The sequence below is a fragment of the Pseudomonas sp. IPO3778 genome (genome assembly GCF_013386825.1).
GTDB lineage: Bacteria > Pseudomonadota > Gammaproteobacteria > Pseudomonadales > Pseudomonadaceae > Aquipseudomonas.
The window spans coordinates 292-13675 of record NZ_JACARC010000107.1; the positions used below are offsets into that span (position 1 = coordinate 292).

Annotated in this window: 10 protein-coding genes; 6 read left to right on the forward strand and 4 right to left on the reverse strand. The window is 60.7% G+C overall.

From position 1 onward, the window contains the following. Nucleotides 1-138: 138 nt before the first annotated feature. Both ccoM and HX855_RS32375 read right to left on the reverse strand, forming a co-directional pair. The gene (ccoM, locus tag HX855_RS33705) at nucleotides 139-255 is read right to left on the reverse strand and encodes a cytochrome c oxidase subunit CcoM (protein ID WP_003210916.1); all 117 of its coding nucleotides are present in this window, start codon (nucleotides 253-255) and stop codon (nucleotides 139-141) included. A gap of 143 nt (nucleotides 256-398) precedes the next feature. Continuing rightward, nucleotides 399-560 carry a hypothetical protein gene (locus HX855_RS32375; protein ID WP_177091307.1) on the reverse strand — a complete coding sequence of 54 codons (162 nt, stop codon included), beginning with the start codon at nucleotides 558-560 and terminating at the stop codon, nucleotides 399-401. Between the two features lie 134 nt (nucleotides 561-694). Here HX855_RS32375 and HX855_RS32380 point away from each other — a divergent pair, with 134 nt between their 5' ends. The 3 genes from HX855_RS32380 (at nucleotide 695) to HX855_RS32390 (ending at nucleotide 3319) form a co-directional block, all read left to right on the forward strand. After that, nucleotides 695-1567: a LysR substrate-binding domain-containing protein gene (locus HX855_RS32380; protein WP_177091309.1), complete on the forward strand. Its 873-nt coding sequence runs from the start codon at nucleotides 695-697 to the stop codon at nucleotides 1565-1567. 88 nt (nucleotides 1568-1655) lie between these two features. After that, nucleotides 1656-2126 (forward strand): RidA family protein, encoded by a 471-nt coding sequence (locus HX855_RS32385; protein WP_177091311.1) that lies wholly within the window; start codon nucleotides 1656-1658, stop codon nucleotides 2124-2126. Then, nucleotides 2123-3319 carry an aminotransferase class V-fold PLP-dependent enzyme gene (locus HX855_RS32390; protein WP_177091313.1) on the forward strand — a complete coding sequence of 399 codons (1197 nt, stop codon included), beginning with the start codon at nucleotides 2123-2125 and terminating at the stop codon, nucleotides 3317-3319. Before HX855_RS32385 ends, HX855_RS32390 begins: the two co-directional genes overlap by 4 nt. Here HX855_RS32390 and HX855_RS32395 read toward each other — a convergent pair. Continuing rightward, nucleotides 3316-3657, reverse strand: coding sequence for a hypothetical protein (locus HX855_RS32395; RefSeq protein ID WP_010176684.1), 342 nt, complete (start codon nucleotides 3655-3657; stop codon nucleotides 3316-3318). The genes HX855_RS32390 and HX855_RS32395 overlap by 4 nt on opposite strands. A 218-nt stretch (nucleotides 3658-3875) precedes the next feature. On the opposite strand from HX855_RS32395, the gene rapA reads away from it, so the two are divergent. After that, nucleotides 3876-6722, forward strand: coding sequence for an RNA polymerase-associated protein RapA (gene rapA / locus HX855_RS32400; protein ID WP_177091315.1), 2847 nt, complete (start codon nucleotides 3876-3878; stop codon nucleotides 6720-6722). A 186-nt stretch (nucleotides 6723-6908) separates the two neighbouring features. On the opposite strand, the gene HX855_RS32405 is transcribed toward rapA, so the two are convergent. Then, nucleotides 6909-8255: an MFS transporter gene (locus HX855_RS32405; protein ID WP_177091317.1), complete on the reverse strand. Its 1347-nt coding sequence runs from the start codon at nucleotides 8253-8255 to the stop codon at nucleotides 6909-6911. Between the two features lie 279 nt (nucleotides 8256-8534). Here HX855_RS32405 and HX855_RS32410 point away from each other — a divergent pair, with 279 nt between their 5' ends. Together HX855_RS32410 and HX855_RS32415 are read left to right on the forward strand one after the other, a co-directional pair. Next, the gene (locus tag HX855_RS32410; RefSeq protein WP_177091319.1) at nucleotides 8535-10796 is read left to right on the forward strand and encodes a bifunctional diguanylate cyclase/phosphodiesterase; all 2262 of its coding nucleotides are present in this window, start codon (nucleotides 8535-8537) and stop codon (nucleotides 10794-10796) included. Nucleotides 10797-11001: 205 nt separating this feature from the next. Further along, on the forward strand, nucleotides 11002-13179 hold the full coding sequence (locus HX855_RS32415; protein WP_177091321.1) for a hypothetical protein: 2178 nt from the start codon (nucleotides 11002-11004) through the stop codon (nucleotides 13177-13179). The last annotated feature ends 205 nt before the right edge of the window (nucleotides 13180-13384 follow it).

The following is a 13384-nucleotide window of genomic DNA, read 5'->3' on the forward strand; positions in this document are numbered from 1 at the left end:
CCGCAGCAACGGATATGTACCTAATAAAAACAGCAATTTGGTCGGCTACCAGGCCGCCACGACAACTAACCCCAAAACAAAAAAAAGGCGACCGAAGTCGCCCAAAATGCCTTGCGTGCTCATGTATCCCGGAAAGACCTAAGGCCTCTTACGCTTGTTAGCGTCTTTCCAGATAAAAATTCCAAACCCAACAAAGAACATCACCATGAGGCCAACCGTCAGCACTCCGGCAAATACCACATTATCGAAAAACATGACCGGCCTCCTGCACTTGCCCTGTTGCGATAGGGCTAAGTTAACCAAGAAGACGAAAGAAGAAATTGACGAGGATCAATGTCGCCCGCAACGGGACGTAAAGAAGGGAAATAACTGACCTGCATCAATCGATGCAGGCTGTATCAACGCTTTTTCGGTTTGTTTTTCGGCTTTTTCTTACCTTTGCCCAACGGCATCGCTTGCTCAAACGCCTGGCGCACTTCATTCAGTCGTTTGTCATTCAGGTCATGCACCCGTTTGGCCCGTTCGGCATTCAGATCAATCAGCTTGTCGTCATCACTCATGGCTTGGCTTACGTAATGGCTTGGATGCCCCAATAATGCGTCCTGCGCCAATCCCCCGTAAACAAAATCGATGTCATCCCACGCATTTGCCCGCAAAATCCCCCCTCCCCCCCCCCTCACACAGAGCGTTCGACGTGGCACTGCACAAGGACCTTCCCCCCCTGCTGGCCCTGCGCGCCTTTGAGGCCGTGGCCCGGCATTTGAGTTTTATCAAGGCCGCCGCCGAGCTGTCCGTGACCCAGAGCGCCCTCAGCCATCAAGTGCAAAAGCTCGAACAACACTTGGGAAAACCACTGTTTATCCGTCGCACCCGCGCCATCGATCTGACCGAAGACGGTCAACACTACTACGACCAAATCCACCCCGCCCTCGACGCCATCGCTGCCGCTACCCGCCAGCAACAAACCCCACCCGCCACCACCGTGCTGCGCATCGGCCTGCTCGCCTCGTTCGCCACCTTGTGGCTGGCGCCACGCCTGGCCGGGTTTCTCAGCCGCTATCCACATATCCAGGTGGAGTTGCTGCCGGCGATTCAACTGGCTGACGTCGCCGCCGCCGAGGTTGACCTGGCGATTCGCTACGGCAAGGGCGACTGGGCCGACGTGCAGGCCACGCGCCTGATGAGTGAAACCCTGTCACCCGTGTGCAGCCCGGCGTTCAAGGCCAGCCAGTTGGCGAACGGCCCGCTGTTGATGGCCACCTCGCACCGCCCTTTCGAGTGGACCGACTGGTCCCGGCATTACCAGGTGGACGTAGAGCACTACCCCAAGGCACTGTTGCACGACTACAACATCGTGGTCGAGGCCGCCGTCGCCGGCCAGGGCATCGCCATGGGCCGCCACCGCTTGATCGAACGCAGACTGAAAGAAGGCACCTTAGTGGAAGCCTTCGACTGGCCGCCCTACCACAGCGAGATCGGCTACTGGCTGATCGCCCCGCAAGGCGATATCCACGCAGCGGCCACCTGTTTCAGTGAGTGGCTGCGGGAAATCTGTGCCCACGCATGAATTATTTCGATACGTCGCGTTAGATCTATCCGTTTGTCGACCAAAACCCTGCCGCCCATGCTGAAGACTCTTCCTGCGAGGATTCACCATGAGCCACTCCATTTCCCAACGCGTACAAACCCTGGGCCTGAGCCTGCCGACACCCAGCCAACCGATCGCCAACTACGTCAATTACGTGATCAGCCAGAACCAACTGTTCATCTCCGGCCAAATCCCGCTGCTGGACGGTAAGCCTGCGTACATTGGCCGGCTCGGCGAATCCATCAGCGAGGACGAAGGCGCCAAGGCCGCCGAACTCGCCGCATTGGGCCTGCTGGCACAGTTGAGTGATGCCCTCGGTGATGATGTGTCGCGCCTGGTGCGCATCATCCGGTTGGGGGTGTTTATCGCCAGCAGCGGCGATTTCCAGCGCCAAGGCGCGGTGGCCAATGGCGCCTCAAACCTGCTGGTCAACGCCCTCGGCGACAAAGGCCGCCACGCCCGCACGGCCGTGGGTGTCTCCAGCTTGCCAGGCGGCGTAGCGGTGGAGATCGACGCAATTTTCGAGCTGCAGCCATGACCGCGCTGTCCCTGACAGAAGTCGGGGAACGGCGGGACGAAACGCCGGGCTGCCGGTCCGGCATCGTCCACTTCAACCACGCCGGTGCGTCCCTGCCCAGCCAAGGGACCCTCGACGCGATCATTGACCAGTTGCAACGCGAGGCCCGCGACGGGCCGATGGAGGCCGGCGAGCACGGTGCGTTATTGGCGGAGAAAGCCCGCCGCGCCGCCGCGCAACTGCTCAACGCGCCGGTCGCATCGATTGCCTTTGCCAGCAGTGGCTCCACCGCCTGGAGCATGGCGTTCCAGGCGCTGGGCCCGTGGCAACCGGGGGACCGCATTCTGGTGGGCCGCCACGAATGGGGCGGCAACCTGGCGAGTATGCAGACGGCCGTCGAAGCAGGCGCGCACGTTGAGGTGATCCCCTGCGATGACACCGGCGCCGTGTCCGTCGCCGGCCTGGAGGCCATGCTCGATGCCCGGGTACGGCTGATCGACCTGACCTGGCTCCCCGCCAACAGCGGTTTGATCAACCCCGCCGAGGCCATCGGCCAGGTGGCCAGGCGTCATGGCATCGCCTACTTCATCGACGCCGGCCAAGCCCTCGGCCAGGTGCCGGTGGATGTGCAAGCGTTGGGGTGCGATGTGCTCAAGGGTGCCGGGCGCAAACATCTGCGAGGCCCGCGGGGTACCGCCCTGCTCTATGTGCGGCCGGATTTTCTCGAGCGCTTGAACCCGGCCCAGCGCGATGTATTTTCTGCGCCCTGGAGCCCGGCGGGTTTTGAGGTGCGCAATGACGCCCGGCGCTTTGAAACCAGCGAAGTGTCCTTCGCGTTGTTGGCCGGCCTGGGCAATGCGTTGCTGGAGGTCAATCGACTGGGGGTTGAGCGGATTCGCCAGACGGTCCAGGTTCTAAGCGACACGATCCGCAAAGAACTGCGCGGGATCGACGGGGTGACCTTGCATGACGTGGGAGCGGCGGGAAACCAGTCCGGCCTGATCGCCTTCAACCTGGCGGGCTGGGACGCCTTTGAACTCAAGCGGCGCCTGGGGCTCAAGCGGATCAATATCGGTGCCAACGGCGTGCCCTATACCCCGCTGGACATGCAGGCCCGTCAGCTGGACAGCGTGGCGCGGATCTCCGTGAGCTACCTCAATACGGCACAAGACATCGAGCAACTGATCACGGCCCTGGGGGAACTGCGGGACTAAACCTCGACGTCCACCCACAACCCTTGCCGGGGTGCGTCTTCGATCAACGGCACCACCGGCACGGTGTTGTCGGCGTTGAGTTCGTCACCGGGCACAGCCAGGTGCTCCTGCGGATCCTCATCGGCTTCGCGGCGGCGCTTTTGCTGTTCCTGCTGGCGACGTTGCTCCTCACGCAACAACAGTGCCGCTTCCTCGGGATCGCGTTTTTGCAGGTCGATGGTGCTTTCGTTGGAGCCTGGCTGAACCGGCACCACGGGTGGGATATCCGGTTTCTGGCGCACCGGATCGAGTTGCGACGTGACCGGCACAACACTCAAGGGCAGCATGGGTGGGATCATAATTATCGGTCTCCTGTCAGCAGGCTGTCGGCTGGCGGGGCATCCACTTGAGCCTTCGTTTGCCAACTTGTGACTCAGTCGTCAGTGGCAAGTGCCTTGCCACCCGTCGATTGCAGGCCGAACCACCCGTAAAGCTTGGTAGTTTTTGTCAGAGTCCTTTGGCTGGGGCCCTTGTTCCGTTAAGATAGTCGGCTTTTTCACGGCGGGAGTCAGGCAGCATGGCGCAGCAGTATCAACCGGGGCAACGCTGGATTAGTGACAGCGAAGCAGAGCTGGGGTTAGGCACCGTTCTGGCACAGGACGGCCGCTTGTTGACCGTGCTCTATCCGGCCACTGGCGACACCCGCCAGTATGCGCTACGGAATGCGCCCCTCACTCGCGTGAGGTTCTCGCCGGGTGACACCATCACCCATTTCGAAGGCTGGAAAATGACCGTGCAAGAAGTCGACGACGTCGACGGCCTGCTGGTCTACCACGGCCTCAATGGGCAGAACGAGCAGGTCACCCTGCCGGAAACCCAACTCTCGAACTTCATCCAGTTCCGCCTGGCCAGCGACCGTCTGTTCGCCGGCCAGATCGACCCGCTGGCCTGGTTCTCCCTGCGTTACCACACCCTGGAACACACCAGCCGCCAGTTGCAGTCTGCGCTGTGGGGCCTGGGTGGCGTGCGTGCGCAACCTATCGCGCACCAGTTGCACATCGCCCGTGAAGTCGCCGACCGCATCGCGCCACGGGTTCTGCTGGCGGACGAAGTGGGCCTGGGCAAAACCATCGAAGCCGGCCTGGTGATCCATCGCCAGTTGCTGTCGGGCCGCGCCAATCGCGTGCTGATCCTGGTACCGGAAAACCTTCAGCACCAGTGGCTGGTGGAAATGCGCCGCCGCTTCAACCTGCAAGTCGCGCTGTTCGACGAAGAACGCTTTATCGAAAGCGATGCCGCCAACCCGTTCGAAGACACCCAGCTCGCGCTGGTGGCCCTGGAATGGCTGGTGGACGACGAGAAAGCCCAGGACGCGCTGTTCGCCGCCGGCTGGGATTTGCTGGTGGTCGACGAAGCTCACCACCTGGTCTGGCATGAAGAGAAAGCCAGCCCCGAGTACACCCTGGTGGAGCAACTGGCCGAAGTGATTCCGGGCGTGCTGCTGCTTACCGCCACCCCGGAGCAACTGGGCCAGGACAGCCACTTCGCCCGTCTGCGCCTGCTGGACCCGAACCGTTTCCACGACCTGCACGCCTTCCGCGCCGAGAGCGAAAACTATCGCCCGGTGGCCGAAGCCGTTCAGGAGCTGCTGGACAAGGGTCGCCTGTCGCCCGCCGCCCACAAGACCATCCAGGGTTTCCTCGGCAACGAAGGCGAAGCCTTGCTGACCGCCGTCAACGATGGCGACGCCGAAGCCAGCGCCCGCCTGGTGCGCGAGCTGCTGGACCGCCACGGCACCGGCCGCGTGCTGTTCCGCAACACCCGCGCTGCCGTGCAAGGCTTCCCGGAGCGCAAGCTGCACGCCTACCCGCTGCCGTGCCCGGACGAATACCTCGAACTGCCCCTGGGCGAACACGCCGAGCTGTACCCGGAAGTCAGCTTCCAGTCGCAGCCGGATGTGGACGAAGAACAACGCTGGTGGCGGTTCGACCCGCGCGTCGAGTGGTTGATCGACCAGCTGAAAATGCTCAAGCGCACCAAAGTATTGGTGATCTGCGCCCACGCCGAAACCGCCATGGACCTGGAAGACGCCCTGCGCGTGCGCTCCGGCATTCCGGCCACGGTGTTCCACGAAGGCATGAACATCCTCGAGCGCGACCGTGCGGCCGCCTACTTTGCGGACGAAGAGTTCGGCGCCCAGGTGCTGATCTGCTCGGAAATCGGCAGTGAAGGCCGCAACTTCCAGTTCTCCCACCACCTGGTGCTGTTCGACCTGCCGTCCCACCCGGACCTGCTGGAACAGCGGATCGGCCGTCTGGACCGGATCGGCCAGAAGCACGTGATCGAACTGCACGTGCCGTACCTCGAAACCAGCCCCCAAGAGCGGCTGTTCCAGTGGTACCACGAAGCGCTGAACGCGTTCCTCAACACCTGCCCGACCGGCAACGCCTTGCAGCACCAGTTCGGCCCGCGCCTGCTGCCGCTGCTGGAAAACGCCGACGACGGCGAATGGCAAGCGCTGATCGACGAAGCCCGCACCGAACGCGAGCGCCTCGAAGCCGAGCTGCACACCGGCCGCGACCGCCTGCTGGAGCTCAACTCCGGTGGCGCGGGCGAAGGTGACGCACTGGTGGAGGACATCCTTGAGCAAGACGACCAGTTCACCCTGCCGATCTACATGGAAACCCTGTTCGACGCCTTCGGCATCGACAGCGAAGATCATTCGGAAAACGCCCTGATCCTCAAGCCCAGCGAAAAAATGCTCGACGCCAGCTTCCCCCTCGGCGACGACGAAGGCGTGACCATCACCTACGACCGCAACCAGGCGCTGTCTCGCGAAGACATGCAGTTCATCACCTGGGAACACCCGATGGTGCAGGGCGGCATGGATTTGGTGCTGTCCGGCTCCATGGGCAACACCGCCGTGGCGCTGATCAAGAACAAGGCGCTGAAGCCCGGCACCGTGTTGCTGGAACTGCTCTACGTCAGCGAAGTGGTTGCCCCGCGCTCGCTGCAACTGGGCCGTTACCTGCCACCGGCCGCGTTGCGCTGCTTGCTGGATGCCAATGGCAATGACTTGTCGGGCCGCGTCTCGTTCCTGACCTTGAACGACCAGCTGGAAAGCGTGCCACGGGCCAGCGCCAACAAGTTCATCCAGGCCCAGCGCGACCAGCTGACGCCACGGATCAACGCCGGTGAAGAGAAGATCGCCCCGCGCCACGCTGAGCGTGTGGCCGAAGCCCAACGTCGCCTGGCAGCGGACACCGACGAAGAACTGGCGCGCCTGACCGCGTTGCAAGCGGTCAACCCCACCGTGCGTGACAGCGAACTGGTTGCCCTGCGCCAACAGCGCGAGCAAGGCCTGGCCATGCTCGACAAGGCGGCGCTGCGACTGGAAGCGATTCGGGTGTTGGTCGCGGGCTAACCTCGCCGCCCTACCCTGCCAAACAAAAAGGCCCGCGCAATGCGGGCCTTTTTTATTCACTGGGTTTCATCGGTAACCTTGATGCCCTCATCGCGGGCAAGCCCGGCTCCCACTTTGACGGTGTACATCAGCAACAACTCGGTCAACTGTGGGAGCTGGCTTGCCTGCGATAGCCTCACCTCGGCCTCAGGCAGTCACCGCCCTTGCCGGCACCTCACCCCCCACCAACCCATCCTTCATCCGCTGGGCATCCCTCACAAAACACCGGGACGCCTGGAACAGAAACAACATGGTCAGAAACAGCGCCACCGGAATCAGGTACATGGCATCGTGCAACCCAATGGCTTTATAAGCCTCGGTCATCTGCTCCGCCCCCGCCGCATACATCGCCGAATGAGCAAAATGATCCGACAACCCGCCCACCACAATCGGCCCCATGCCACCGCCCAGCAAATACAAGCCGGCGAAGAATAACGCCATCGCCGTGGCCCGCAGGCGCGGCTCGACCACGTCCTGGATCGCCGTGTACACGCAGGTGTAGAAGTTGTAGGCAAACAGCCAGCCCACACTGAACAACGCCACAAACACCCCAATCTCGATACGCCCCGCGTGCAACGCCCAAGCCGTGGTGACGGTGGAGATGATCAGGCTGCACGCCGCGAACAGCAGCCGGCCATTAGCGACACGTTGATGGATCTTGTCGGCAATCCAGCCGCCCAGGGTCAGGCCTACCAGGCCGGTAATACCGACGATAACACCGGTGGCGACTGCCGCATCCTGCAACGGCAGCAGGAAATAGCGCTGCAGCATCGGCACCAGGAACGAGTTACAGGCGTAGGTTGCGAAGTTGAAGCACAACCCGGCCAGCACCAGCCAGAGGAACGTCGGCACCGCCAGCACCCGGCGAATCGGCCGGTCGACTTTTTCCTGGGAGACTTGCACGGTTTCCGCTGCGCCGCGCTTGGGTTCCTTGATGTAGAACATGAACACCGCAAGGATCAGCCCCGGCACCGCCGCAATAAAGAACGGCGCACGCCAGCTGTCGAACGCCTTGACCATCGCACCGATGGTGAAGAACGCCAGCAACAGGCCCAGGGGCAGGCCCAGCATGAAGATCCCCATGGCCCGCGCCCGGCGGTGGGCCGGAAACAGGTCGCCAATCAGCGAGTTGGCCGCCGGCGCATAACTGGCCTCGCCAATGCCGATGCCCATGCGCACCAGCAAAAACGTCCAGAAGCTGCCCACCAGCCCATTAACGGCGGTCAGGCCGCTCCACGCCGCCAGGCCCCAGCCCATGAGTTTGCTGCGTGAGCCGGTGTCGGCCATGCGCCCGAGGGGCAAGCCGGCAATCGCATACACAATGGTGAACGCAGTACCGATGATGCCGAGCTGGAAGTCGCTGAGGTGCCACTCCATGCGGATCGGCTCGATGATGATCGCGGGGATGGTGCGGTCGAAAAAGTTGAACAGGTTGGCCAGGAACAACAGGAACAGAATGCGCCAGGCATTCGCCGCTTGGGTCGAGTTCTGCATGGGTCCGTCTCTTTTATTGTTATGTGAGCCGCGATGCCAGACGCATCCTGAGCCCGGAACCTGCAATCTAGTCAGCCCCGCGGTGATTGTCTGTAATGATTCGTAAGCCTGATGTCACTCCATCGGGCGACCCTGGCGGTCATCCCTATTCATTTAGTTCTAGTTGTTTATAAAGTCATCGCCAAATGATTAGAAGCAAACTGCCATCAAGCCTTGCAACCCGCTCAGGCTCTCTATACTCAGAGCAATGTCAGGCAAAGACTTATGACGGGACATGCTATGGAATGGCTTGGTTTGCATTTTTTTACCGACCTTCCGGACAGCGGGCACTTATTACTCAATTGCAGTCATAACCCCTTTCTGGTGCTACTGGCTTACGTGGTGGCCTGTGCAGCGGGCTTCGGCACCCTGGACATGGCTGAGCGCGTCGGCCATGTCGACAACCCCAAGGCTCAACGTCACTGGCGCTGGGTAGGCGCAGGCTGCCTGGCGGGCGGCATCTGGGCGACCCACTTCATCAGCATGCTGGCGTTCCAGGCGCCTATCGCCATTCACTACGAATTGATCATGACGTTCGCCTCGCTGCTGATCGCGTTGATCGCGTCGCTGTTCGCCATGCAAACCCTCAGTCACCCAAAGCTGCGCGTTCACCAATATGTATTGGCTTCAGTGTGGATGGGCCTGGGTATTGCGCTGATGCACTACGTCGGCATGTCGGCCATGCGCTCCGAAGCGGGCGTTTACTTTCAGACCGGGCTGTTCCTGGCCTCGGTGGTGATCGCTATCGGCGCCAGCCTGGCGGCGTTGCTGCTGTCGCTGTACCTGCGCAACGGCACCGGCATGTTCCATCAATTGCTCAAGTACGCCGCCAGCCTGGTGCTCGGCGCCGGCATCATCAGCATGCACTTCACCGGCATGGCCGCCATGCAATTGCTGGTGCCCGAGGACGTCGTGCAGTCGGCGTTGCCGGTGGACAACAACCCGGTCCAACTGGGCCTGCTGGTGGCGGTCATCGCCCTGCTGGTGATCGGCAGCAGCATCAGCGCCGCCCTGGCGGACAAGAAACTGCAACACAAGGAAACCGACCTGCGCCGGGTCAATGCACTGCTCACCGAGCTGGACCAGGCCCGGGCTTCGCTGCAACAGGTGGCACATTACGACGCCCTGACCAGCCTGCTCAACCGCCGTGGCTTCAACCAGATCTTCGCCGAGAAACTCGCAGAAAAAACTGCCACCGACGGCATGCTGGCGGTGATCTTCCTGGATATCGACCACTTCAAGCGCATCAACGACAGCCTCGGCCATGACGCCGGTGACGAACTGCTCACCGTATTGGCCAGCCATATCAAAAGCTCGGTGCGCAGCCATGACGACGTGGTGGCGCGGTTTGGCGGGGACGAGTTCTGCATCCTGATCAGCATCCACCATCGCGATGAAGCGCGGCACATGGCCCAGCGCATCATGCAGAAAATGAAAGACCCCATTGAACTGGCCGGCCGGCGCATGGTGATGACCACCAGCATCGGCATCAGCCTCTTCCCCGAAGACGGCAAAACCAGCGAAGAACTGCTGAAAACCGCCGACCTGGCGCTGTATCAGTCCAAGGATGCCGGCCGCAACAGCCTGAACTTCTTCAGTTCCAACCTGAAAACCCGCGCCTTCCTGGAGCTGCAACTGGAAGAAGAACTGCGGGCTGCGCTGCGGGGCAAGAACGAACTGGTGCTGTTTTACCAACCGATTCTTGACCTGAAAAAAGGCAAGATCACCCGCCTCGAAGCGCTGGTGCGCTGGCAACATCCCCAACATGGCCTGCTGACCCCCGACCGGTTTATCAGCATTGCCGAAAACAACGGGCTGATTGCCGAACTGGATCACTGGGTGCTGCGCCAGGCTTGCCACGACCTGAGCCTGCTGTCGGAACAGGGCCACACCGAATTGATCATGGCCGTGAATTGCTCGGCCCTGAACCTGACCCGTGACGAGTTGGCCGATGAAATCGAAAGCGCCCTGCGCTTCGGCGGGATCGCCGCCAACCGCCTCGAACTGGAAGTGACCGAGAACGCCCTGATGGGCAACATCAGCAGCACCCTGGCACTGCTGCGGCAAATCCGCGCCCTGGGCGTCTCGCTGTCCATCGACGACTTTGGCACCGGCTATTCGTCCCTCGCCTACCTCAAGCGCCTGCCGCTGAACACCTTGAAAATCGACCGCTCGTTTATCCAGGACATTCCCAAGTCCAACGCCGACATCGAGATCGTCCAGGCCATTATCGGCATGGCCCACACCCTGCACCTGCAGGTGGTGACCGAAGGCGTGGAAACCCTGCAACAGTTTGAGGTGGTGCAGAAGCACGGCTGCGATTTCGTCCAGGGTTACCTGCTCAGTGCGGCGGTGCCGATGAGTGATATCGGCGCGGTGATCAACGGCCTTGATCAGCACAACATGTTCAGCCTGCTGGGTCTTACCGGGGCTGAACCTGCCCCCAAAGACCCGCCTTCAGGTCGTACAGGCCCCGCCTCCATCGTTCGGCCAATTCGCTGACGCCGAATATTTGGCAAATCGCCATCATTTCATTAAAGAACCCCGACGAACGGCCGATTCATCAGAGTCCGGCCAGGATTTCCCCTTAAAACCCTAGGGTTAAACCCTATCGCCCAGGACCAGGACGCACTGTAAAGTCGCGATCTCCCACTCCGTGATGGCTATTTGATATTTTCCGGCCGTCCGTCCAGGCACATGGCGCACAATGACTTCTAAAAATAACTCTGCCACCGCGGTATCCGACGTGTTGCTGACAGCTCCTGCGCAACAGCCCTCAGGTTCAAAGTCATTGAGCACCGCCCGCCCGCTGGCCACCCAGCAATACCTGTACTTCACCGAGACCAATACCGACCGCATCCTCGACAACCTCGACGGCCTGCGCGACATGGTGTTCCCGCGCGCACCGCACCTGGAAGTCGACGGTGAACTGCGCAACGAGCAGGAATTCCCCTCGGTGTGCCTGATCGGCCTGGGCCGCTGCGGTTCGAACATTGCCCTGGACGTGGCAGAGTTGGTGTACAACGCCCGCAAGTTCTACCTCAACGAATTCAGCAATGAAGACAAGTCCACGGATAAGGGCTATCGCCCGGCCCAGTGGATTCGCAACAACCTGCGCCTGGGTTCGAACAAGGGCACCAAACCGGTATTCCTGGTCGAACCGCTGGTGATGCTGGGCGACCTGGACAAGGACATTGCCGGGCGCATCCGTTTCTCGCGCAAGGGTGAGAAAAGCGGTTTCCTGCGGGACTACAGCAAGATGAAAATCATGGACCTCTCGGAAGTCCATGCCGGTGGCGCCGGTAACGCGCCGATCCTCGGCCAGTACCTGGCCAAGATCATCCTCAACAAAGACACCCAACGTTTTTCCAGCCCCGACTGGAAGATGATCCATTCGTACCTGATCGACTCCTGCGGCATCAAGGCCAACCAGTCGCGCCTGTACTTCTCGATCTTCAGTGCCGGCGGCGGTACCGGTTCGGGCATGGCCTCGGAGTTCGGCCTGGCCCAGCAGCACTCGTACATGAACAAGACGTTCGACACCAAGCCCGCCGACGAGCACGACAGCAAGAGCGGCCATGCCTTCGTGTTCGAGCCGATCTTCACCAGCGGCATTTGCGTGCTGCCGAACATCTCCGATCACCGCAGCGAAATGTCCGAGGCACTGCACATCAACGCCGGGCGGCTGTTGTGCAAATACCTGTCGGAGGAATGGGACTTCTCGTACAACTTCGACAATGAAGACAGCAGCGAAGCCAGTGTGAAAGGCCGCATCCGGCCTTGGAACGCGATGATGCTGATCTCCAACGACATCATGCGGTATGCCGAAGAAAGCGACGACGGCAACATCCAGAACATTGACGTCAATGCCATGGAAAAGCACGCCAACCAGTACATCTCGCAGCAGATCTTCAACATTCTGACGGCCCAGGCGGTGACGACCGACTATGACCAGAACTATTTCCGTCGGGCCGGGATCGACATCGGCGAGACCATCCGCCTGGATGCCAACGACCTGTTCATGAGCCTGGCCGGCCCGGTGGCGATTGCCTATGCCGAGTCGGTGGTGCCGGAGACGCCGGCGCCGTCGAGTGACAAGTTCAAGGTGTTCGAAAAAGAGCCGCAGCGGCTGAATATTGATGACCTGTTTTTCCGTTCCATCGATCTGCCGCACTTCAACAAGGTGACCCAGGCGATCGAAGGCATCAGCCTGTTGCCGATTGAGTCCAAGCGGTACAAGGCGTCCCTGGAGCAGTACAAGAATTCCGGGTATGACGCGGCGGCGTTGCATGACCTGCACTTCTTCAAGAACTGCTCGTCGGTGGTGTCGATTGTGTCGTTGCCCAAGGATTACAAGCTGTCCTATATGGACCTGAACCGGCTCAAGACGCACCTCAACAGCCTGTTCCCCAACACGACGCTCAAGCGCTATGCGCTGGTGATCGGGGCGTCGGCCAACCTGTCGCTGACGACATTGATCGCTAAAAGCCCGTGCCTGTCGGATGACTTTTTGACGCTGATCGTGGCGTTTATCAAGCGCTGCTTTGCCCGTAACCCGTATCGGTTTGATGACACGCTGGATAATTCGATTCTGGATTTCATCATCCATGAAGATTTTGATGAAGACAGGATTGATGAACTGCTCAATGAGTTTGAAAACCCGGCGAAGATTCTGGATACCAACTGGTATGCGATCAAACCGATGTATGAGAAGAAGTATCGTGAGTTGATCAATGACAAGGATAAGTTTGTGTCGATCAACGATATTCGTCTGTCGCGGGATTGTGTGAAGAAAGCGATCAAGTATTTGCGTGAGATTTATCGTCACCGGATTGGGAAGACCAAGGTGATCTCGTTGAATAACCATACAGGGAAGACGGCGTAGGGGTGGTGTTGCTGGGGTGGGGGGTATATCCGTTATTTAGGTAACGGCGGCTATTGGTTCCGCCCTTACGGCGGGTCACTTTTGGAAAAGAGCCCCAAAAGTAACCAAAAGGGCTCTTGCCCCACCACTCGGCACCTCGCTTAGGCTCGGTGTGCCCGCACTCCGGCATTGCTCCGCGGGCCGCCGCGACGGGGCGTCCCTGCCC

Bases quoted from the DNA above. Each gene is read 5' to 3' on its own strand.
- ccoM (WP_003210916.1), bottom strand. From the start codon at position 255: ATGTTTTTCGATAATGTGGTATTTGCCGGAGTGCTGACGGTTGGCCTC.
- HX855_RS32375 (WP_177091307.1), bottom strand. From the start codon at position 560: ATGAGTGATGACGACAAGCTGATTGATCTGAATGCCGAACGGGCCAAA.
- HX855_RS32385 (WP_177091311.1), top strand. From the start codon at position 1,656: ATGAGCCACTCCATTTCCCAACGCGTACAAACCCTGGGCCTGAGCCTG.
- HX855_RS32390 (WP_177091313.1), top strand. From the start codon at position 2,123: ATGACCGCGCTGTCCCTGACAGAAGTCGGGGAACGGCGGGACGAAACG.
- HX855_RS32395 (WP_010176684.1), bottom strand. From the start codon at position 3,657: ATGATCCCACCCATGCTGCCCTTGAGTGTTGTGCCGGTCACGTCGCAA.
- rapA (WP_177091315.1), top strand. From the start codon at position 3,876: ATGGCGCAGCAGTATCAACCGGGGCAACGCTGGATTAGTGACAGCGAA.
- HX855_RS32405 (WP_177091317.1), bottom strand. From the start codon at position 8,255: ATGCAGAACTCGACCCAAGCGGCGAATGCCTGGCGCATTCTGTTCCTG.
- HX855_RS32410 (WP_177091319.1), top strand. From the start codon at position 8,535: ATGGAATGGCTTGGTTTGCATTTTTTTACCGACCTTCCGGACAGCGGG.
- HX855_RS32415 (WP_177091321.1), top strand. From the start codon at position 11,002: ATGACTTCTAAAAATAACTCTGCCACCGCGGTATCCGACGTGTTGCTG.